Annotated in this window: 23 protein-coding genes; 6 read left to right on the top strand and 17 right to left on the bottom strand. The window is 43.7% G+C overall.

Annotated elements, in window-relative coordinates:
- Nucleotides 1-255: 255 nt before the first annotated feature.
- A complete protein-coding gene (gene fadR / locus V7R55_RS10335) occupies nucleotides 256-966 on the bottom strand; it encodes a fatty acid metabolism transcriptional regulator FadR (protein WP_334059396.1) in 711 nt (236 codons plus the stop codon).
- A gap of 429 nt (nucleotides 967-1395) precedes the next feature.
- On the opposite strand from fadR, the gene nhaB reads away from it, so the two are divergent.
- Genes nhaB through V7R55_RS10320 form a run of 3 tightly spaced genes read left to right on the top strand, consistent with a single transcriptional unit; the run spans nucleotide 1396 to nucleotide 4046 of the window.
- Entirely contained in the window at nucleotides 1396-2970 is a 1575-nt protein-coding gene (gene nhaB, locus V7R55_RS10330; RefSeq protein WP_334059395.1) for a sodium/proton antiporter NhaB, read from the top strand.
- A 3-nt stretch (nucleotides 2971-2973) separates the two neighbouring features.
- The gene (gene dsbB, locus V7R55_RS10325) at nucleotides 2974-3501 is read left to right on the top strand and encodes a disulfide bond formation protein DsbB (protein ID WP_334059394.1); all 528 of its coding nucleotides are present in this window, start codon (nucleotides 2974-2976) and stop codon (nucleotides 3499-3501) included.
- The gene (locus V7R55_RS10320; protein ID WP_334059393.1) at nucleotides 3498-4046 is read left to right on the top strand and encodes a GNAT family N-acetyltransferase; all 549 of its coding nucleotides are present in this window, start codon (nucleotides 3498-3500) and stop codon (nucleotides 4044-4046) included. The genes dsbB and V7R55_RS10320 overlap by 4 nt, the downstream gene beginning before the upstream one ends.
- 86 nt (nucleotides 4047-4132) lie before the next feature.
- Here the strand turns inward: V7R55_RS10320 and V7R55_RS10315 are convergent, their stop codons facing one another.
- The 12 genes from V7R55_RS10315 to V7R55_RS10260 form a co-directional block, all read right to left on the bottom strand.
- Nucleotides 4133-5416 carry an alginate export family protein gene (locus V7R55_RS10315; protein WP_334059392.1) on the bottom strand — a complete coding sequence of 428 codons (1284 nt, stop codon included), beginning with the start codon at nucleotides 5414-5416 and terminating at the stop codon, nucleotides 4133-4135.
- Between the two features lie 135 nt (nucleotides 5417-5551).
- On the bottom strand, nucleotides 5552-6046 hold the full coding sequence (locus tag V7R55_RS10310; RefSeq protein WP_334059391.1) for a YcgN family cysteine cluster protein: 495 nt from the start codon (nucleotides 6044-6046) through the stop codon (nucleotides 5552-5554).
- Nucleotides 6043-6711: a fumarylacetoacetate hydrolase family protein gene (locus tag V7R55_RS10305; protein ID WP_334059390.1), complete on the bottom strand. Its 669-nt coding sequence runs from the start codon at nucleotides 6709-6711 to the stop codon at nucleotides 6043-6045. The genes V7R55_RS10310 and V7R55_RS10305 overlap by 4 nt, the downstream gene beginning before the upstream one ends.
- Nucleotides 6711-7793 (bottom strand): lytic murein transglycosylase, encoded by a 1083-nt coding sequence (locus V7R55_RS10300; protein ID WP_334059389.1) that lies wholly within the window; start codon nucleotides 7791-7793, stop codon nucleotides 6711-6713. The genes V7R55_RS10305 and V7R55_RS10300 overlap by 1 nt, the downstream gene beginning before the upstream one ends.
- A 6-nt stretch (nucleotides 7794-7799) precedes the next feature.
- A complete protein-coding gene (locus V7R55_RS10295) occupies nucleotides 7800-8096 on the bottom strand; it encodes a YcgL domain-containing protein (RefSeq protein ID WP_334059388.1) in 297 nt (98 codons plus the stop codon).
- Nucleotides 8097-8172: 76 nt separating this feature from the next.
- A complete protein-coding gene (gene rnd / locus V7R55_RS10290) occupies nucleotides 8173-9330 on the bottom strand; it encodes a ribonuclease D (RefSeq protein WP_334059387.1) in 1158 nt (385 codons plus the stop codon).
- A gap of 62 nt (nucleotides 9331-9392) precedes the next feature.
- Nucleotides 9393-11045 carry a long-chain-fatty-acid--CoA ligase FadD gene (gene fadD / locus V7R55_RS10285; RefSeq protein ID WP_334059386.1) on the bottom strand — a complete coding sequence of 551 codons (1653 nt, stop codon included), beginning with the start codon at nucleotides 11043-11045 and terminating at the stop codon, nucleotides 9393-9395.
- Between the two features lie 121 nt (nucleotides 11046-11166).
- Nucleotides 11167-12006 carry an alpha/beta fold hydrolase gene (locus tag V7R55_RS10280; protein ID WP_334059385.1) on the bottom strand — a complete coding sequence of 280 codons (840 nt, stop codon included), beginning with the start codon at nucleotides 12004-12006 and terminating at the stop codon, nucleotides 11167-11169.
- Between the two features lie 105 nt (nucleotides 12007-12111).
- Nucleotides 12112-12759 (bottom strand): Slp family lipoprotein, encoded by a 648-nt coding sequence (locus V7R55_RS10275; RefSeq protein ID WP_334059384.1) that lies wholly within the window; start codon nucleotides 12757-12759, stop codon nucleotides 12112-12114.
- 349 nt (nucleotides 12760-13108) lie between these two features.
- Complete coding sequence (locus V7R55_RS10270) at nucleotides 13109-13402, bottom strand: hypothetical protein (protein WP_334059383.1); 294 nt, start codon at nucleotides 13400-13402, stop codon at nucleotides 13109-13111.
- A gap of 86 nt (nucleotides 13403-13488) precedes the next feature.
- Nucleotides 13489-14205 carry a tRNA (adenosine(37)-N6)-threonylcarbamoyltransferase complex dimerization subunit type 1 TsaB gene (gene tsaB, locus V7R55_RS10265; RefSeq protein WP_334059382.1) on the bottom strand — a complete coding sequence of 239 codons (717 nt, stop codon included), beginning with the start codon at nucleotides 14203-14205 and terminating at the stop codon, nucleotides 13489-13491.
- 78 nt (nucleotides 14206-14283) lie between these two features.
- A complete protein-coding gene (locus V7R55_RS10260) occupies nucleotides 14284-16203 on the bottom strand; it encodes an ATP-dependent DNA helicase (protein WP_334059381.1) in 1920 nt (639 codons plus the stop codon).
- Nucleotides 16204-16509: 306 nt separating this feature from the next.
- Between V7R55_RS10260 and V7R55_RS10255 the strand changes: the two genes are divergently transcribed.
- The gene (locus V7R55_RS10255) at nucleotides 16510-16749 is read left to right on the top strand and encodes a hypothetical protein (RefSeq protein ID WP_334059380.1); all 240 of its coding nucleotides are present in this window, start codon (nucleotides 16510-16512) and stop codon (nucleotides 16747-16749) included.
- 194 nt (nucleotides 16750-16943) lie between these two features.
- Here V7R55_RS10255 and V7R55_RS10250 read toward each other — a convergent pair whose 3' ends face one another.
- Both V7R55_RS10250 and V7R55_RS10245 read right to left on the bottom strand, forming a co-directional pair.
- Complete coding sequence (locus V7R55_RS10250) at nucleotides 16944-17276, bottom strand: hypothetical protein (RefSeq protein WP_334059379.1); 333 nt, start codon at nucleotides 17274-17276, stop codon at nucleotides 16944-16946.
- A gap of 103 nt (nucleotides 17277-17379) precedes the next feature.
- Nucleotides 17380-18300: a cation diffusion facilitator family transporter gene (locus V7R55_RS10245; RefSeq protein ID WP_334059378.1), complete on the bottom strand. Its 921-nt coding sequence runs from the start codon at nucleotides 18298-18300 to the stop codon at nucleotides 17380-17382.
- A 401-nt stretch (nucleotides 18301-18701) separates the two neighbouring features.
- On the opposite strand from V7R55_RS10245, the gene V7R55_RS10240 reads away from it, so the two are divergent.
- Entirely contained in the window at nucleotides 18702-19397 is a 696-nt protein-coding gene (locus V7R55_RS10240) for an EF-hand domain-containing protein (protein WP_334059377.1), read from the top strand.
- 133 nt (nucleotides 19398-19530) lie between these two features.
- Nucleotides 19531-20154 (top strand): phosphatase PAP2 family protein, encoded by a 624-nt coding sequence (locus V7R55_RS10235; protein WP_334059376.1) that lies wholly within the window; start codon nucleotides 19531-19533, stop codon nucleotides 20152-20154.
- A gap of 85 nt (nucleotides 20155-20239) precedes the next feature.
- On the opposite strand, the gene V7R55_RS10230 is transcribed toward V7R55_RS10235, so the two are convergent.
- Together V7R55_RS10230 and V7R55_RS10225 are read right to left on the bottom strand one after the other, a co-directional pair.
- Nucleotides 20240-20458 (bottom strand): hypothetical protein, encoded by a 219-nt coding sequence (locus V7R55_RS10230; RefSeq protein ID WP_334059375.1) that lies wholly within the window; start codon nucleotides 20456-20458, stop codon nucleotides 20240-20242.
- Between the two features lie 84 nt (nucleotides 20459-20542).
- The gene (locus V7R55_RS10225) at nucleotides 20543-21847 is read right to left on the bottom strand and encodes an alpha-amylase family glycosyl hydrolase (protein ID WP_334059374.1); all 1305 of its coding nucleotides are present in this window, start codon (nucleotides 21845-21847) and stop codon (nucleotides 20543-20545) included.
- Nucleotides 21848-21890: the final 43 nt, after the last annotated feature.

Below are 21890 nucleotides of genomic sequence, written 5' to 3'. Positions count from 1 at the left end.
CCAACGAAACACTAAGCCGTGTTCTTTTATTTGAGTATATATAAATGAGAATGGGGTTCTAGCGTGAATGATAGCGAGTTTAAAATTAAATGTTACGAAATATTCCAGCTCTACTAAAAGTTAAATCCATCTAGCTCACATACAAAAACACCGCAGGTTCTTTAGAACATGCGGTGTTTTCAATCTAGCTCTCTTAACGACTACAGGTCGACTACAGGGCGCAGCTTTGATAACCAGAATGAGAGTTCAGAACCTTTAATCTACTAAGTCGTTTGGCATTTCGTCGCGAATAGAAAGCCAGACTTTGCCACTCTCAATACCGTAGTTCCTTACCACTACTGGCACTTTTTCGTATTCGCCTTTTTCAGCGACCTCAAGCAAGTCAGCATAATACTTGTTTGCAACATCCCGTGCTTTTTGGTGCGAGAAAAAGTAGCCGCCAATTCGCGAGTAAAGCCCGCGAAAGCCGTTCATCATCAAAACGAAAACGTTGTTATTAGAGGCAAGCGCTAAATCATGAGACATCTGGTAATCAAATTGCGCAAAAGCTAAGCCTTCTTGTTCAACGTCTTTGTATCTAGCTATGATATCTGCAGACGCTTGAGGGTTGTTGCGGATTGCACCTCGAATGAAAACAGCACTTAAATTAGTACGCGCGGCAAGCAAGTTATCAACAAGCTCAGGAATGCCCTCTTGGTCTAAGCGAGCCAGGGTTTCAAGAATGTTCAGACCGCACGTTTCCCAGAAGTTATTTACCTTGGTCGGCTTGCCATGTTGAATAGTCAACCAGCCATCACGTGCCAAACGCTGCAATACTTCTCGCAAAGTGGTTCGCGTTACACCAATTAGCTCAGAAAGCTCTCTCTCTGCAGGCAAAATGGTGCCAGGTGGAAACCTTCCACTCCAAATAGATTCAACAATATATTCTTCGGCGAATCCGGCTGGACTCTGTGCCTTATAAATCATAACTAATCGCCTGCACGTTCTTGTTATTTTACAACTGATTGTACCAGATGCTCTTTTATTATCACAATGAATTATGCCTAGTCCACCGAAGCTTTTAACAACTTGTTAAAATCTAAGTGTTATTTCAGAGACACTAAAGCATTCGCTGTTCACTTTATGTTCGAAATAGTCAGCATTTTCTATCTTAATGATATTTATCGTCAAAAAAGTGATAAATATTCAGTGACTTTCATATGGTGGGGTCTGTGAATTGCTTTCTCAAGGCGGTAATATCATGTACGCTTAATTTCCGACTATAATGACAGCAACGAAACGGCGGTTAGACGAATTAAATCGTACAGCACCAGCAGTTTAAGTATGCAATAACCGGAACTACACAGTATAAAGATGCGCAAAATGCGTGCTTTGTTGTAAAAGGAACAGGAACTCATGCAAACCTCAATGATCGCGGCGATCTATAAGAATTTCCTGGGACATGCGCCCGACTGGTATAAAAAAACCATTATTGCCTTTCTCATTGTTAATCCCTTCATCTTTATGGTGGACCCATATATAGCTGGCTGGACGCTTGTCATTCAGTTTATCTTTACACTAGCAATGGCGCTTAAGTGCTACCCGCTTCAACCAGGTGGACTCCTTCTTATCGAAGCCATGTTTATCGGTATGACAACACCCGGTCATATGATGCATGAGATTGAAGTGAACTTAGAAGTACTGCTACTGCTTGTATTTATGGTAGCAGGCATCTACTTTATGAAAGATTTACTTATGTACTTGTTTACCAAACTGGTTATCAAGGTACGCAATAAGCTAATACTTTCGCTTTCGTTTATTTTTGCCTCTGCGTTTTTATCTGCATTCCTCGACGCGCTAACGGTAGTAGCAGTAATCATAAGCGTGGGCTTGGGCTTTTATTCTATTTATCACAAAGTGGCGTCAGGCAAAGAGTTCCATTCTGATCACGATCACACCAGTGACGACGAACTAGGAAGTCACGACCTAGAAGATTTCAGAGCGTTCTTGCGCAACCTAATGATGCACTCAGCGGTAGGTACAGCACTTGGCGGCGTTATGACCATGGTAGGTGAACCTCAAAACCTAATTATCGCTGATAAAGCAGGTTGGGACTTTGTTGAGTTCTTTATACGCATGGCGCCTGTTACTTTACCTGTTTTTGTATTTGGTCTGTTAACCACCGTAGTGTTAGAAAAGACCGGCATGTTTTCTTATGGCGCAAAACTACCGTCCGCGGTTAGACAAATTTTGGTCGATTATAACGACCACATGGACAAGGGTCGCAGTAAGCGTGAAACCGCTAAATTAGTAGTACAAGCGCTTATCGGCGTTTGGTTAATCGTCGGTCTCGCTACACATATGGCTTCGGTCGGTTTAATTGGCTTGTCTGTTATTGTGCTAGCCACATCGATGAGCGGTGTAATCGAAGAGCATGCGCTAGGAAAAGCATTCGAAGAAGCATTACCGTTTACTGCTTTGCTCTGCGTATTCTTCGGTGTTGTAGCGGTTATTATTGACCAAGGCCTATTCCAGCCAGTTATTCATTGGGTGCTGTCGTTTGAGGGCGAAACGCAAATGGTGATGTTCTATCTGGCTAACGGTGTGCTCTCGATGGTGAGCGATAACGTATTCGTTGGCTCAGTATATATCACGGAAGTAACGGCGGCCTTACAAGCAGGTCAAATTACTCGTGACCAATACGATATGCTTGCGGTAGCAATTAACACAGGTACTAACTTACCAAGTGTTGCGACGCCAAACGGTCAAGCGGCATTCTTGTTCTTGCTAACGTCTGCTATTGCTCCGCTACTTCGCTTGTCTTACGGCCGCATGGTGATGATGGCGCTGCCCTACACAATTGTACTTACTATTGTAGGCTTAGTCGCAACCTATATTGGGCTAGCGGACGCTACTCAGTGGCTTTATGACATGCACCTCATTGAGCATCACACCGCTGCTGAAGCAGGCGTACAAGCAGTGGGTCACTAAGCCATGCGAGGTATTATTCACGGCATAAGCCAGTGGGCAGAGCACAAGTCTTCGTGGCTTGTGCTATTTGCTACATCACTAGCATTGGAAATTGCTGCCCTGTACTTTCAATACGGTATGGGCCTTAAACCTTGCATTATGTGCATTTATCAGCGCACTGCTATGTACGGCATTGTGTTGTCGGCATTAGTGGTAATTATAAAAAACAACGGGTTTACCCGCATGCTTGGCTTTGCTGGCTGGGCGGTATCTGCTGGCTGGGGCTTTTTAATTGCCAAAGAGCATGTAGGTATTCTTAACGCTGCGAATCCATTTTTTGCTAGTTGCGAAATAGTGCCTAACTTTCCGTCTTGGCTTCAACTTCATGAGTGGTTGCCCGCAGTGTTTGCTGCTGAAGGTGACTGTTTAGAAGACTCGTGGCAGTTTTTGTCTATGGGAATGGCAGAGTGGATGCAAATTATCTTTGCTGCTTATTTTGCTGTATTTGCAATTGTATTTGCCTGCCGTTTGCTGGATAAGAAACCCTTTTGATCGACTTATCCATTCTGCCCTCTCGCCTGCCTCCCATACATACTGAGCAAGGCCCAATTAGCATACAGCGCATCGCAGAGAAACACTGCAATGCACTTTGCGATGCGGGACAACAGTCGATTCATCATGTAAAACCTTGGTTTGGCGCTGCGGTGTGCCCTGTCACGCCTGCGTTATCAAAGCAGTGTATTACTAATATGGAGCAGGCCCGTCAGGCAGGTTACGGTCTGACGTATTTATTAATCCATAACGAAAAGTGTTTAGGCATGGGTATTATCAATCATATCCACCACACCCACTTGACCGCTAACCTCGGCTACTGGCTAAGACCCGATGCTTGCGGTAGAGGCTTAGCGACGGCGCTGTGTGAAGCGCTAAAAAAACTCGCATTCTCACAAATGAATCTGCATCGACTTGAGTGCTTTGTCGAACCAAACAACAAAGCGAGTCTGCGCGTCGCCGAACGAATTGGTGGAGTGAAAGAAGGGCTGTGTAGAAAGCGCGTATTTGGAAGAGACGCGCTACTCTATGCACTTACTGCCTAAACAACTGAATAGTGAAAAGCAGGCCATCCACAAGTCTAACATTTCCTGCTTCCGTGGCAGTGCTTTACGATTATCTGAAATTACACTTAGAACGAGTACATGACGCCCGTATAGGCGTACATGGAATTATCGGGGTATGCACCTGTTTCTAACGCTTCACCTTTGGCAAGGTATGCACCTCCTAGCTCGAATCTTAGTGGCGCAGATGCTTGATATCGCCAGCGAAACTCTATTTGGTGCCCTAGAAAGTCTTCTTCACCTTCAGCCACTTTTTGAAGCCAGAGTCCTTTGTACCCCAGCATAAGCGTGTTAGCGTCATTTAGCTTTGTAACGCCTCTTAGCCCCGGTGCCAATATGTTGCTACGAGAAAATGTTTGGTAAACGTCCGTAGGGCCGAAATCAAACCGCCGTAGACCATAAAGAGAGTCAAAGGCTTTTATCGTGTCATCGGTGTTATCATCATCACCGCTTGCTGCATCAATTTCTGCTCTGATAAAAGTACCAGCACTGATTTGCTTGCCGATGTGACTATGTATCATCCAAGCGGTAACGTCCTTATCGTCAATGTCCGTTGTCGATGCAGATTGCCTAGCCTGACCAGTTTGCCCTATCGCCTCTATATTGTATTTCCAAGTTTCGGAAAAGGTTTTTGAATAATCCAGAGACAGGGTAAACAGGTCGCGATTTTTTGTCGCAAGCTCCTTTGAATCGGACTCTTTTAACCAATAGCTATGTACTTTCCAAGTGTTATCTTCTGATTCAGCATAAACGCCAAAAAACTTCTGATTACTAAAACTTTTATCAAAAGCCCTTTTATTACTATCGATTGAGGCTGAGTCGTTCGGAAAGCGAGACAGTGGCAATAAATAAAAACCACGAACTTGCCACCCAGACCAATTTGCATCAATGAGTGCCCCTTCAAAGCTATTCGTAGCGTTTCTAAATCGTGTGCGCCCAATCAGTCGACGGCTACCGTGATCGAGCGTTACTCGCCCAATAGTAACGCTATCTATGTATTCACTAATGCCCTCGTAGGAAATATATAACTGCACTGGTTCAAGCGTATTCACCTGCGAAGACTTGAGGGTTGGATCATTTTCATCGAGATATGCGCGAGAATCTTCTATCTCAGCGACGGAATGCCAATTCCCATAGGTCGCTTCACCTTTAAGCCTAATTCGGGTTGAGAGGCGCTCATTTGTTTTGTCGCGGGTATTTTCATCGGTAGGGAAAATTGGATTATTAAGCGTTTCATAACGCACTCTCACTGAGCCGCTGTAGCTAGCATCTAGGCTTTGTGCTTTTACTGATGTGTCCAAACAAGTAGTGGATAACAACAACATCGAAACACTAGTGCTCAATTTTCTCATCTTCAAGCCTTTGAAAATTTAGTAATAAAAGCGCAAGTATAATCTAGGCGACCGCATTACACTCACGCTCTTTAATCTAAGTTCAAAACTTACAAAAGTGAGGTATTGAACTTGTGCAGTGACCACTCGCTATGTTTAGTCTAAATCTTCTAACGGCCAAATAGCGATATAATCTACGAAATGGTTGAGATCTACATCGCTTTCAAACACCGTCTTGTTACGTACCGACATGCCTTTCGCGTGCATTACGTGTTTCTTACCTTTGTTTAGTAAAGGGTGCCACGAGGGTATCCCCCTCCCTTCATAAAGGCGTCGATAAGTGCAGCTGTTAGGCATAAAGAAAATATCTTTGAGGTTTTCTTTCGTTAGCTTTACACAATCTGGTACAAGCTCGGTGCGTCTTTCATACTGAGTGCATTCACACTTCTTAGTATTCAAATACGAACAAACAATGTTGGTGTAGTGAATTTTTTCGTTATCGTTAATGTGATCGGTGACTTCGTATTCTTCAACAGCCTCATCGTCGATAAACTTTTGCAAGCAACATTTACCACAACCGTCACAAAGAGACTCCCATTCCTTTTGGGTCATTTCTTCTAACGATTTATTTTCCCAAAATGCTACCGTCATTCTGCTACTACCTCTGTATTTAAAGCGAGTAAGCTATGTAGCGATGCTTCAACTTTATCTGCTGGGCTCAACTTACCTACCCCTTTTGGCGTACCGGTAAGGATCACGTCTCCGCTATCTAGGGTAAATATGGATGACATATGAGCGATTAGAGGAATGATTTTGTGCAGCATGAGTTCGGTATGCCCCTGCTGCCTGACCTCTCCGTTTATAATTAAGGTAAAGCGTAGATCATCAAGATTCCCCACGTCACTGTAGGGAACAAAGCCAGACAATGGCGCGCTGTTATCAAAAGACTTGGCCCTTTCCCAAGGTTGCCCTTGCTTTTTAAGCGCTGCTTGGATTTCGCGAAGGGTTAAATCAAGCCCAAGGCCAATTCCCCATATTGCGGCCTTTACGTCATCTTCACTGGCATCTTTAAGCGGTGACTTAAGCAGTACTGACACTTCAAGTTCGTTATGGCATTCGCCTTTGTCAGTGGGAATAGCAATGGGCTCATGCATATGGCACAAAGCAGCCTTCGGTTTCATAAACAGCAGCGGTGCTTCAGACACCGTAGAGTTCATCTCTTGAATGTGGTCGAGGTAATTTCGACCTATGCATAGCACTTTGCCAACCGGTAATGGTATTTCATTACCTTGGGTATCAATATGACGATATACCATTAGTAACCTCGCTTTATTCGTTCAGATAAATACCCAACCGAAACGCCGAAATAAGACGAACGGTTCCACTTCATTAGCGTATGGAAATTGTTATACACCAAGTAGATTCGGCCTTTTTCACCATCCGGCATAATCAGTGACGCATCAACATTAGCTTTGGGAAGCTCGCTGCCGTTATACCGTCTAACGCCATTTGAGTTCCAAAAAGATAGCGGCTTCATATTCGATTTTGAGAGGCCTGAAAAAGGCACGGGCTTGGTCAGTGTTACTTGGCGTCCCCATGTCCCTTCACTATCCCACCCTTCAGATGACAAGTAGTTAGCGATTGACGCAAATACGTCAGCTTTGGTGCCCCAAATATCCTTTCTGCCGTCGCCATCGTAGTCTACCGCGTAATTTAGAAACGATATGGGCATAAACTGAGTTTGGCCCATCGCGCCAGCCCAAGAACCTTTAAAGGCTTTTACATCGATATGCCCTTCATCAAGTATGCGAAGTGCGGCAAAAAAATTATCTTTAAACAGCTTTTCTCTTCGCCCTTCATAGGCTAAAGATGCCAATGCGGACAGTACGCTGAAATTGCCCTGAATTTTACCAAAGTTAGACTCGTTACCCCAAAGCGCAACAATAAAGCGTGCTTGAACGCCATATTTTTCAGCAATCTCGTCAAGTAGAGCTTTATGTTCGTTGTACTGTTCAACCGCTTGCTTTACTTTCCAGTCAGGGACTCGCGTTGCTAGATAGTCATCTAAAGTGATTTTTTTCTCTGGCTGGCTTTTATCAGATTTAACGACGGTAGGTCTAAAGGTGATATCCATGAACGCCCGCTCTAGCGTAGCCTTATCTATATCTTTTGCAGCTGCTTCGTTTTTAAGCTGAGCGACATAGCGTTTAAAGCCTTCTTCACTAAGCCCATTGTCACTACTCGGCTTGTTTTCAGCGTAAGCCGAAACCGAAAGGCTTAAGGTGATGCTCGATATAAGCACGGCCACGTTTAGCGGCTTGTCCAGCAAACTATAGCTACTACGCTTAGTGTGAACCATCAGTCGAGCGACTAAGCGGTTTATTATCTCTACTAACATGAATATTTAAAACTTTTTATCCGGATTTTTAGACAAGCCGAGGGATTCGCGATGCTGCTCTAATAGGTTGTCTTCTTTAGGAGGCATTTGTAGGTAAAAACCTTTTTCAGTAAGTTCATCAATGAGCTTTTGCTTATCGACCATACCTAGTCTTTCCCGTTTTTCTAAAGCGATTATGGTCACTAATTCCGGGCGACCAAAGGTTTGCATCAGCGCTTCAGGTACATCTTCAAAATGATCTTTTTTGGGCACATATAAATACATGCCTTCTTTTTTTCGCGTTTTATAAACTGCGCATAACATAAATAATTTACTCGCTTAGTAATGAGCGCGGCCGTGAATTTTTCACTTTTGCACGCCCACGTTGTTTTGTAGACGGTTACTGGGAAGGCGCGTCGCCTAACAGTCGGGTTACGTGAGGACGAAATAATGGCTCACGCCAAGTAGACAACACGTCAGGTATTAAACCTTGTACACGGGTCTCGTCAACTGGAAACCAGTACCATTTTAACAATTGATTTAGCTGTTTTTTAGAGGCTATAACGTCACTATTAACGGCATTGTCTTTCGCTATCTTGTCGCTGATGACTTTAAGCTCGGCAAGGGTCTTCTTGTATTTAGCAATATCGATTAGCCGCAGCACAACGGGAAGCCTAAGCTTTTCTGGCGTTTGCGCATATTTTGCTCTCGCCTCTTCAATCAGCGTGATAATAGTGTCACCGTAGCGACGCACCGACTGGTGATTCACGCCGTTAATGCGCGAAAGGCCAGATTTGCTATCAATAAGACGCTGGGCTGCTTCAAACAGATGCCCCTCTTTGAAAACAAAGTTTAAAGCCAAGTCTTTCTTGCGCGCTGTGTTTAATCGCCATGCGGCTAACGCTTGTAATACCGTAAGCTGCTCGCTGTTTAATCGCCAGTTGTTCTTAATGCTTAAGTAGGCAAAATCTTCTGGCATTTGAGCGCGTTTTTTATCAACCAGTAATGCGATTTCTTGGTAAATCCAATGCACTTTACCCGCCTCTTGCACTTTACTGGCTAGCTGCTGGTAGCATGGTAGTAAATACAATACGTCGTTTGCTGCATAGCTAAGCTGCGATTCGCGAAGGGGTCTGGCTATCCAGTCTGTTCGCGACTCACCTTTATCTAACGTTATATCGCATAACAACTCTACTAGCTTTGCGTAGCCCAGCGATGGCCCCATATCCAAAATACTACCTGCCAACTGTGTATCAAACACGGGCGTTGGTACCGTATCGAAGGCGGTAAGAAACGCCTCTATATCTTCTGAACACGAGTGCAGTACTTTTACTACTTCGGTATTTTCCATAAGCTCGATAAACGGGCCCATGTTATCTATAGCAAGCGGGTCAATAAGCACAAGTTGATGGCCATCATAAAGCTGAATGAGGCCTAGATGAGGAGTAAGAGTTCTGGTTCTTACAAATTCTGTGTCTAAGGCTACTGCCTCTTGACGTTGTGCTGCAGTGCACACTTTTTCGAGTTGTTCAGTTGTTGTAATTAATTGATATTGCATATTTTTGCACAGTAATAAAAAAGCCGGCTAACGCCGGCTTTCAAAAAACTATTTCAATGAAATTAGTCTCGAAGCTCCCGACGCAGTATTTTACCTACATTGGTTTTTGGTAAGTCATCTTTGAAGACAACTTGCTTAGGCACTTTGTAACCTGTTAAATGATTACGGCAGTGCGCGATAACATCTTTTTCAGTGAGCGATTCGTTATTTTTAACTACAAATAGCTTTACAACCTCACCGCTGACTTCGTGAGGGACCCCAACCGCAGCCGCTTCAACAACATCGTCATGCATTGCTGCAACTTCTTCAATCTCGTTAGGGAACACGTTAAAGCCTGACACTAGGATCATATCCTTTTTACGGTCAACAATATAGAAGTAACCTTCATCATCTACCGTTGCAATGTCACCTGTAGCTAACCAACCGTCTTTTAGAATTTCTTCTGTTGCTTCTGGGCGGTTCAAATAGCCTTTCATTACCTGAGGACCTTTCACCCACATTTCACCAGGCTCACCCTTTTCTACAGGGTTACCGTCGTCATCTAGAAGCTTGATATCCGTAGAAGGAACCGGCATTCCGATTGCGCCCTTGTAAGCTTCAATCTGTGGAGGGTTTACCGCAACAACAGGTGAACACTCTGTCAGGCCGTAACCTTCAAGAAGTACGGTACCAGTAACCTTTTCCCACTTTTCAGCAACGGGGCGCTGAACTGCCATGCCGCCGCCTAAACCAAACTTAAACTTGCTGAAATCAAGTTCGCTGAACCCAGGCGTGTTTAGCAAGCCATTAAATAACGTGTTTACGCCAGGTAAAATGGTAAACGGATATTTGCTAAGTTCGTTTACAAAAGCCGGCATGTCGCGGGGGTTGGTAATAAGCAAGTTACGGCAACCGTATTTTACGAACATCAAGCAGTTCGCCAGAAGCGCAAAGATGTGATAGAGCGGAAGCGCAGTAACAACAAAGTCTTCGCCTTCTTCAATCACGGTTTCTAGAATGCCTGACACTTGCTCTAAGTTTGCCACCATATTGCGGTGAGTAAGCATAGCCCCTTTAGAAACACCGGTTGTTCCACCTGTATACTGAAGGAATGCCAAATCGCCACTATCAATATCTGGACGCTTATACTCAAGAGACTGACCTTTTTTAACCGCCGACATAAATGAAGTCGTTTCAGGCAGGTTGAATGAAGGCACCATCTTTTTGACGTACTTAACCACCGCGTTGACAACCCATCGCTTAGGAGCAGGCAACATATCACCCAGTGAAGTCAAAAAGACTTCTTGTAGGTTAGTATCTGCAATGACCTCTTCGAGGGTACAAGCGAAGTTCTCGACTATAACGATAGCTTTAGCGTTAGCATCGTTTAGCTGGTGCTTCAACTCGCGAGCGGTATAAAGAGGGTTGACGTTAACCACAACCATACCTGCGCGCAATATCCCAAACATAGCAACGGGGTACTGAAGGAGGTTAGGCATCATAATTGCCACAGCATCACCGCGTTTTAAGCCGCTAGACTGTAAGTATGCAGCGAACTGCGCTGATAAGGTATCTAGCTCCTCAAACGAAATTGAGTGCCCCATGTTAATGAAGGCTTCTTTGTTTTTAAACTTCTTAACCGACTGCTCGAAAATGTCTACTACAGATGCGTAACGATCGGCATCGATTTCTGCGGAAACGCGAGGGTCGTAATGCTTAAGCCAGGTTTTTTCCACCAAAACCTCCTCTACTTTATTCTTATACTATTTAATGAGCACTTTTGAAGACGTACCCATGTAACTGGTCTGATAACTTGCGAATAGTATAGGAAGTGTAAAAAAAAATAAACGCCACAATTTACAATTGCTCAACAAAATTGCGAATTAATAGCCCTACATCATCAGTATTTTCCATGTGAATATGATGACCGCCTACTAATTGTTCGTATTGTGCATTTAAAAACCACCGCTTCCTTTTTGGAAAGACTGACTCGAGATTTTTAAAGCTATTAGATGCACCGATAAAAAGTACAGGACATACAATAGCACGCATGAGAGTTTCTGCCTGTTTTTCTGTGAACCTTAGCGATGATTTTGTACGAAGTTTAGGATCGCTTGACCAAAAGCAGTGTCCGCCTGCATCTTGGGTTAAGTTTCTAGACAATATTGAACGGGCGTGCTCTTCCGGAATATCTGAAATTTTGCATCTCGCTTTTACGGCATCTTCTAAATCGACGATGCGTAACTTATTGCGAGATTTGGCATGGCGACTGATAATAGACTCACGCATTTGCGATGCAGTAGTCTCTTCACTTTCTGTAAGCGGGCCGCATGCGTCAATACTAATAACGGCAGAGACTTTATCTGGGAAAAGAGCGGCGAATAAGCTAGCAAGGATTCCCCCAAGTGAATGTCCCAGTAAAATAACCTCTTCCCAATTTTGGGACTCAATTAAGGCGTACAAGTCTTGCAGGTAATCTGCTTGGTTGTAATGCGCTCCATGCACGCGATGAGATGAACGACCATGGCCTGCAAGATCGATTGCAATAAAGCGGTGGGTTTGTAGATAAGGCGCGAGCAATCTCAAGCTTTCTGCGTTATCCAAATACCCGTGTAAACCAATCACAACCTTACCAACACCTTGATTGTCTAGCGCTGCTAAGTGTATTGCCCCAATGTTAAATTCTGTTTCAATCATAACACTCCATGCAGGCAAATAGTTGCCGCCTCCCTTATTCCTTTATTCCGCCAAAAAACATAAAGCGGCAAAAATATGCCGCTTTATAAATAACCACTATTTATGTTAATGCCTTTGCACGGACTGCGCAGCAGACGTCTTCTTTGCTTTGCTAACACCTGTTTTCCGAGATGGCATTTTGGCCTTACTAGGCGCGTTTTGATAACGGATAACTCGGGTTCGATTAAAGTGTGGAAACATCCACGGCCCGTTAAAACCATAAAATGGCGAGTACCACCCTGTGTGGTAGTTAAAGAAATAAGTGTTTACATCGTAAACCTCTTGTTTTCTCCACATATGGTAGTCATCTGCGATAATCGTTGGATAGATGTAAGGTTGCTCGCCCACCATACCCGCAGTTGGCACAGTAATACTGCCTAAAAATGTTGCAGAACGTCCTTCTTCAAAAACAATAGGGTCAACGAACCCGTCTATTTGAACTTTGAAACGACCCGATGTTTCGCCGTTAGTGGAAGGTTTACCGTAGTGGTTCAAAGGGAAGTGAGCAAGTTCGATAAGAGTCTTGTTAGGCTTATTTTCGACACCTACAATCATCCCCCCCCAACGCGCTTTTTGACCTTGCGCATTAGCACCGGAAGTGACCGCTTTAGAGTAGCTGACTAACTGTGTGCCCTCTGGTACATCAATACTGTCTGGAACTATGGTACAGCCAGTAAACAACATGACCGTAAGTAAAACTAAATAACGAGACATTAAAGCGCTCCTGTGAACCCTAGAAAAAATGTTGCGCTTGTATGGATTACAAATAAAACAGCAAGTGTTCCAAATGAAGTCCACGTGCGATACACATCTAAAAACTCTTATATACCTTTACGTATCTCTTTAAGTTACAAAGAAAAACCGCACTCCAGCAACCAAACATTAGCATTATTACGAAACGACAGCCACTGTCGTTCAACTAATCTAACGCATAAATAAGAAGGCGTATCTGTAATACACACACTTTAGAGCAGATATACTAGGTTTTGTTCAAGCCTGTTTGCGAAATTTAACAATTTGTTAGAATTAATGTACAAGGCAAAAAGCAGCAGCTTGCAAAAGATTATGCGTAGATATCTACACCGAACATTGATTGGATAGATTCACGTTGCTGTTGTTTTTCAAAGCTGGTGTAAGAGGCTATCGCATTTTGAGAATAAGTATTGCCATCCTCGCGGATAAATTGCTGGTAGGCCTTGGCGTTATCCGTACCCTGTTCATCGGGTGCAACAACGATCGCCTTTACCGACGATTCACTCTGCCCCTTGCTTTGCTGTTCGGGGTCTTTGTTGATCTTTGCGACTCGTCCTTGCGAAGGTTCAGAGGACGGTAGTGCAAAATTATTATTGATAATCATACGAGGTTAGATACGCAAAAAGCGTACCAGATAAGAGCAAACCACAGTATTTCGTTTGCTTTAACAAGGCACGCCTTTTAGTACTACTACTCTCTTCCCGGTAACTTTTTCCACGTTACTTTATCGCGTAAATAAACAGGCTCCACATTCACAGCTTCAGACACTTCACCTTTGCCATAGGCATCTTGTGCAAGCTTTAACATGAATTTCGCGTTTGGGAGGGTAACGTCACACGTTGATTCCCCAATTACTTCAGACTTCCATTTCGTAAGCTCATCATAAGCAGACCAGCCTGTTCCAACGGCAATCACAGCCGCGCTGCTATTTTCTCGCAGGGCGTTTAGCTGCTCAATAGCTACCTCCGGCGGACAAACTTGCTCTTCAATAGTGAGTAAAACACCTTCTTTTGTCTGCTTATAAACAGCAAAATACACTTCATTCATGCGTGCATCCGATGCAACAGCGATCATCGCTTCTCGGTTTTCGTCTTTACTCGCCAATTCAAACGCCATAGCTTCAAGCGTACTTACACCGGCGACCTTTAGCCCAGTTCCTAGCGCAAGCCCTTGGATCATACCCGTCGCTATGCGAACACCAGTAAAGCTTCCGGGGCCTCGACCGAAAGCCAATAAATCTAAGTCGCCCAGCGAAACCTCAGCTTCCTTTAACACTTCATCAACCATGGGTAGAAGACGCTGACTATGCTGCTGAGGGCATATTTCAAAACGCGTAATCACAGTGTCTTTGAATTGAAGCGCTACCGAACAAGCTTCGGTTGCGGTGTCTATAGCTAAAATATTCATGTTTTTCTCTTATTTCATATCAACTGAAAAAAGCGTTAGAGAATGAGCTCTCTTCAACTGCATTTTCAGTGCTTTAACTTAGGCTTCATCAATGCCGGCTAAAAATGTTTCTACTTCATCCAAACTTCTTGTTCGCTTCATATCTGGCAAACTACCGACGAAGGTTTTGGCGTATGGTTTTGTCACCAACCGGTTATCACAGATGACAAGAACGCCTTTATCAGTCGGGTCTCGAATGAGTCGTCCAGCGCCCTGCTTTAACGTAATAACAGCTTGGGGAATTTGAATAACACCAAACGGGTTTGCTCCCCGCTTTTTTACATCTTCCATACGCGCTTGAAGCAGCGGGTCATCAGGTGACGCAAAAGGCAGCTTATCAATCATCACGCAAACCAAGTCGTTGCCGCGCACGTCTACCCCTTCCCAAAACGCGCCTGTGCCCATCAATACCGCTTTTTCATCGGCAAGGTAGGCATCAAGAAGAGCCTGTTTGGTTGTTGTTCCCTGCACTAACAACGGGTTGTCTATTTCACCTTCTAGCTTCTGCGCAATTTCCTTGAGCATAGCGTGACTAGTAAACAGCAAGAAACATCTGCCGCGACTCGCTTTAATTAGCCGTTTGGCTGTTTCTAGCAAAGTTTCGCGCATAGCGAAGCTGTTTGGTTCTGGTAAATAGCGAGGCACGCACAACATAGCCTGTTCAGGATAATTAAACGGGCTATCCAATCCTAACGTTTCTGCGTCTTCTAAGCCCATGCGGCGCTGAAAGTGATCAAAACCGCCGTTTACCATTAAGGTTGCCGAGGTAAAAATCCACCCGCGCGGCGGCGATGATACGAAACGTCTGAATTTAGCGGCAATCGATAAGGGCGTTAAATGCATAATGAGGTGGCGCTGAGTAGTTTCATACCACAAACTTACATTTTCTTGCTTATTGTCGCTTAACGCATCTAACTGCTCTCTTGCAGCCACAACACGTTCGTACATGTTGTCTAAATCTTTGTCACGGCCAATGTGTAACTTACACACTTCATGCAGTACACCCAGTGCTTCGGCTAATTTGCCCACCTGCATACGCACGTCGTCACGGTCTAGCGCCTCGGCCCAGTTGCCGCGTTCGGCCGTATCCGGGAACAATAAGCGTAGATCAGAGGCAATCATTCTGCATTTGTCAGCTGCTTTATCTAGCTGCCCAGCATCTTTTAACACTGTTCTGAACAGCAGCGTGATATCTTTCGCAATGTCGTGAATTTGTCTTGTCGAAAGTGACTCGCCAAAGTAATCGCTCGCAATATCGGGAATTTGATGAGCCTCATCAAATATAATCGCGTCAGCTTCTGGGATAAGTTCGCCAAACCCTGTGTCTTTCAGTGCCATATCAGCAAAGAAAAGGTGGTGGTTTACCACAATGATATCAGCATCCAGCGCCTTTCTGCGTGCTTTAACCAAGTAACAATCTTCATAATCTGGGCAATCGCGACCCAAACAATTATCCACTGTAGAGGTAACCAGCGGTAAAACGCGGGCATCTTCGGGAAGGGTTTTTAGCTCACCCATATCACCTGTTTTGGTGGTACTAGACCAACGTTTCACTTCTGAAAGCTGGCCCAATACCTCTTTTTCAACCAGCGTAGAGTTGCCGCTGTGCTGCGCTACACGGTGTAGACAAAGATAGTTTGAACGGCCTTTTAACAGTGCAGTTTTTCGCTTGCTGCCTAAGGCCTTTTTTACCAGCGGTAAGTCGCGGTGAAATAACTGCTCTTGTAAGTTTTTAGTTCCTGTGGAAACAATGGCTTTTCCGTCGCTCAACAATGCAGGAGCGAGGTAAGCGAAAGTCTTTCCCGTTCCTGTACCCGCCTCTACTATTAAACTACCTGTGGTATCAATAGCGCGCTTAACCGCCTTTGCCATTTCAGTTTGAGCTTCGCGAGGTACAAACCCCTTGATAGCACCAGCAAGGAGGCCATCTGAAGAGAATACGTTATTTATTGTGGGCATGGTTTCAGCGCTGTCGTTACTTTTCTACTTTAGGCCGCGCATTATGCCAAAAAGCCTTTAGAATGCCCATCAAAGGTTTACACTTTAGCGTCGGTCTAGCCCACTCTTTTAAATCCTGAACTACCAAGATATCAAAAAATTTCCCATCTTCACTATTCGCTTCCTGACGCTTTAAGAGTCAAAAATTGTTAAATTTTTGATGAAAAGAATTTGTCTTCTAGAACAAAAAAATTAGCTTTTTAATAGTAAAACTTAGGCGCAATATCCCGCTCGTAAATATTTACACAACTATTTAACGAGGTAATTATGAAAGGTTTACGCTTTATAGGTTTAGGCTTGGTAGGTTTAAGCGCAATGGCGTTTTCTGTAATTGCAGCTGCATCGGAAGAGGCACCTGCAGAACTAGTAGTGGAATTAACCCAGTTCTGTAAAGAAATCGCTGAAGAAGAAGGTACAAAAGGCGAGTCGGAAGACGTATTCGTATTAGAGTGCGTAAACGATGAGCTAGAAGCTGAAGGTTATAAGAAGCTTAAATCTTTAAACTAGTCTAACAAGCTAGTTTGCTGATTCGCGTGAACAAAATGAATAAACGTGCCTCGCCAGAAATGGCGGGGCTTTTTTTACTTTTCTTTTTTTACTTTTCTTTTTTGGGGCGTGGTTTAGGGCTCTGGTCTTAGAAAAACTTTTCGCTGTTTAGAGTCTTAGACGGCGACTTATACCATAGCTGCTCAATGTGAAAGTTAGCGCTCAAAAAATGCGTCAACCAAATCGGCGAGTGATTCTTCTAACTCCTCTTCAAAAGCGTCGATATCAATGCCGAAACTGTCCATATACTTGGCCGTATTGTCACGGGAAAGTACGGCATTTTTTATCTGAAACTCAAGCTCAGGCAGTGTTTTGTCATAGCGGGGCTTAATGGTCCATCGCAAACAATGACCATGGTTGTCTTTTAGCTTTTTCTTGGCGAATACACAGAATTCCTCGACGTAGTCAGCACCTTGCGGCCCAAGACACCCCGGTTCTATGCGGTACATCACCAGCAGCTTTTTATATAGCGGAAGTCGCTTATCCATCACATCTTCAATTAGTTTAAAGACTTGATTATCGGAAAATTTGGAGAATTTTGCCAGCCACGCTAAGGGTGAATACGAGAAATGTCATATTCACCCCATATCATTACTCTGCTAACTCAGGATCTTTGATGAATAAAATATCCATGATAATTGCTGGGTCCCACTCGCGCATCTCTGCTTCGCATTTTAGTCGAATTTCATCTAACTCACTGATCGTTGCAAACGAGAATGCATCATCCACAATAATATGGACTAGCAGATAAACATCTCTACCCCGCTTACTAATTCGCACCTCCACATGCTCATACGGTACGTCAGCTAACGTTTTTTTGAATTTTTTCTCGATTACCGCCGAGATAGCTTCAGGCGGCGCTTTGTTAATCACTTCATTAAGGCTTTCACGCAGAATCTTAAAAGGCACCGGCAACATTGCCGAACCAAGAATAATCAATAAAACAGGATCTACGTACGGCGACAGCGTTCTATATTCCGTTAACTCTAACGCGTAGGCCAATATAAAAGCGAACAAGATGGATGCACTTAGCACACCGTCTATCATCCAGGTGTGGGAATCCACTTTTACTAAGTCGGACAGTAAATGCTTACCTTTGACACGCATGTAAAGAGAGATACTAAAACAGCCCACCGTTGCCACTCCACCGTAAACCATACCAATACCATACTCAGCAGCGTGACCACCTGCTAATAAACTCTGAACAGAGCTCGCGACGGCATACACACACGTGGCAATGATAATAAGCGACTTAAACATGTTTAGCGTAGGCTCTATTGCCGTGTAACCAAAGTGGAACCGGTCATCATCTGGACGTTGAACTAAGCTAGCTACTTTGAGCGTTAGCATTGACATAACAAAAGCAATTAACGAATAAGCGGCGTCAAATAAAATAGCGCCAGAGCTGGTTAAAATGGCAAAACCAAGCGCAATAACGACAAACGCGCCGGCAATATAAAAAGAAAGCGTTAATAGACGCTTTTCTTCAAGGTGATGGAAGCCAATGTCCATGAAAGTCACATCGAAATTAAGGTGCGCGGATTCTACTCCGATATTTTAAAAAAAATAGTGCTTTGAACAAAAATATTGCTATTTTTTTAATCAATTCAGTGGTGCACAGCGCCTATATAATTGCGACTTAAGGCACTGCGTTTTTAATCAGAGGTGAAGCAACCAATTTTTACTTACAACGACACGCTGAGCTTGTGCGACTTTCGTTAAAAATATTGGGTAACTTTTGCATAACATTCTATATTTCTCACAATTCAGTGTAATGCCCGCCAACTCCAAAAAAAAATAAAACTTTGATTTAATTAAAATTTAATGGGATGGCATATGCTGTGAATGATCCTTTGTGAATTCTCTCCTCCGTTTTTAAGCAGTATGGAGGCCGAAAAACCAAGGAGTAAGATATGAAAAAGTTAACTATTGCTACACTAATTAGTGCCGCTCTATCTGCAGGCGCATTCGCTGGCGACGACATGGAGAAAATCGATACAACCTTTGTTGATTTAGACAACGATGATAACGGCTACATCTCACGAGAAGAGGCAGACGACGATGAAATTTATGAGCACTTCTCTAAAATTGATACTAATTCAGACATGCAGCTTTCAGCTAAAGAGTTTAATACTCATGTTATGAAGCACCCTCAACATTTTGATGATGAAGTTTTATCTACCATAAAGTCGATGAAAGAAAGCATGGGCGTAAACGGTACGATAGAAACGAAAGTTAAAGTTGATACCGATGTAGATGAAGTAGTTGCCGCAACGAAAGATAAAAGGCTAACTCACGAGCTAAGAGCTGAAACGGAGCTCTTAGCCAATGAGAATCTAAAAGAGACAACTGTCGAACGAGTGGCGAAAGATACTGTCGTTCACGATAAGACTGTTATCGCAGATGAAGCGGTAATTGCACGCAGTAAATTCGAGATGATGGATGCGAACAACGATGGTGAGCTTACTAAAGCTGAAGCATCAAGAAGTGGCGTCACACGCAACTTTGATAAGATGGATTTAAATGATGATGAATTGATTACACGCACGGAATTTAAGCGTTATCAACGTACATCTGAAGGAAATTTAGACGATAACTCGGAAGAGTAATGACTAAGTAATATAAGGGCCGCAAATGCGGCTCTTTTTCTACGATTACGAATGCTATGTACACATGCCTTCGATGTTGTACACGGCAAGGACTTTCCTTAACAGTTCATCACTTTATCGAAGAGGGATTTTTATGTTAGCTTCCACAGGAGTCAAAGGCTTACTTGCGTATCAAGCATTGCGAAAAATGAACAAGCCAAGTGCTAATACAACGCAAAATAACGAGAGTTTTGTAACATCTAGCACTTTGAGCAACGCAACAACGCCTCCATCTGTCGTCGCCATTACGGGTTCTGCTTACGCGCTATCTAAGATGACGCATGCACCAAAGGTGCAGCGTTTTCTTTTAAAGTCGACGTTATCAGCTTCAGTAGCGGGATTACTTAACGCTGGGCTTAAACGTTTGATTGGACGAAAGCGCCCAAGAGCAGAGATCGGCCCTGAGATAAAAGGCCCTGCTTTAAAAGATAAGTTTAATTCTATGCCTTCAGGGCACGCTTCAGCAGTAGCTGCAGTTGCTGGCTCAATACCTCGTAGTTCTGGACCTTTACTATTAGCGTCAGCGGCAGGTTTAGCTGCTACAGCAGTTATTGGAAAGTCGAGGACTAAGCGCGATGCACACCACTTGTCCGATGTTTTGGTGGGAAGTTTTTTGGGCTTTGGCGTTGCCTACGCCGTGTCTAAACTCGAAAAGCCCGTTGAAGATAAAGTTGAAGGGCTGAAGCAAAATTCTGACTTGCCGAATAGATTCAAATAATACTAATCACTGAAATACAAGTTAAGGTGTGTCCCCTCACTTTTTTAGGGGGAACACACTTACATTATGCGGATTACTTTGGCATCTAACTTTCGGGTGTGAAGTTTATCACTTCCACGATTTCACTGTTACCACTCAAGCGTGCGAGATCGATAAGATAACCTTTTTCTAGCTTATCCAAAGTGTGTCCTTCAAGTCGCGCTTTTACCTCTTCTACATCACCATTGGCAATGGAAGTCTTAAGCGCAGCATGATTATTTAACGAGCGGTCTTCGTTTTTTTTAGCTGAATCATTCGCAGTCATAGTTCATCCTTAATTTTCACTTAGTAAAAAAATATTGCGCTTTTTACCTTTTGTAGTTAGAGATGACACTAAACGATCACACGGTTAAGCAATCCATATCTCGAACTGCCAAGGCGCGAGTCTACACACTGAGTCAGCGCCAAAGGTCTTAGCTTCGTCTCGCTCCCAATGCGTATATGCACCTTTAAACAATGGTTCTTCAAACGTTACATCAAGCTGCTCGTTTGAGAAGTTAATCACGACTAATACTTTTTCGTTTTCACTACAACGTACAAAACTAAAAACCTTTTCCATCTGAGAGTTTGGCACCTGAATCATTCTTGCCCCGTATTCTCCATTTCCGAGCACGGCTTTGGATTTTTTAAGAGCAATTAGCTTGCGATACAAGTTGCCTATTTCATGTTCTTGCCAGTGTATAGGGTCGCGCTCAAAAAACGCTAAACGCTTGGTTTCCCCAGCTTCTTGCCCGTTGTGAATGAGCGGCATGCCTTCACCTATTACCGATAAAGCAATGCAGGCTTCAAGCGCATCACCAAATTGTTCACTCTGAGTGCCGTCCCAAGCATTTTTGTCATGATTACTCACAAAGGTCATTCTGTAAGCCGAGTGAGGCCAGCTGCGTTCGTTCCACGAATAATACTTGCGCAACCTATCCAGTGAACACTTTCCATGAGCGAGTTCATGTAGCGTCTCGTTCCAGCTCCATGCGTATGTCATATTGAATGCATTTTCGTGAAGATCTCGATTCTCCCATTCAGCCAACATGAAAACTGGCCTGATTGCGCTTAGCGTTTGCACTGCTTGCTGCCAAAAATCGTTGGGGACATACCCCGCTACATCACAGCGAAACCCATCAATATCGAATTTTTCAATCCAATAGCAGAGCGCGTTAATCATGTATTTGCGAAGACCTATTTGTTCGTAATCGAACTCAATAATATCGCTCCAGTCCCACCAGGGAGACGGGCGAAAATCTCCTTTGTAGTCTTTGGCGTACCACTCGGGGTGCTGCTCAACCAAAGGGTTATCCCACGCACTGTGATTTGGCACCCAGTCTATGATGACTTTAAGCGAAAGTCTGTGCGCTTCTTCCACCAGTGCTTTGAAGTCTTCTTCGCTACCAAATTCTGGGTTAATGGCCAGATAATCTTTTACTGCGTAAGGACTTCCAAGCTCTCCCTTTCTATTTTTTTCGCCAATAGGATGTACAGGCATAAGCCAAACAATATCAGCGCCAAGTGATTTAATGTGGGATAACCCCTTTCTCACTCCTTCAAAATTGCCTTCCTCTGAGAACTGACGGGTATTGACCTGATAAATAACCGCGTGAGATGACCATTTAGGCTGAAGCACCTTGTATCGCTTTTGGGAAGCAAGATTGATATCCATATTACCTTTCCTTATCGAGATAAGCGTTTAGATGAATCTAAAT

Source organism: Alteromonas sp. S005 (assembly GCF_036864475.1).
Classification (GTDB): domain Bacteria; phylum Pseudomonadota; class Gammaproteobacteria; order Enterobacterales; family Alteromonadaceae; genus Alteromonas.
Note: the sequence above shows the minus strand (reverse complement) of the source record. Positions and strands in the feature narration are given on the sequence as shown.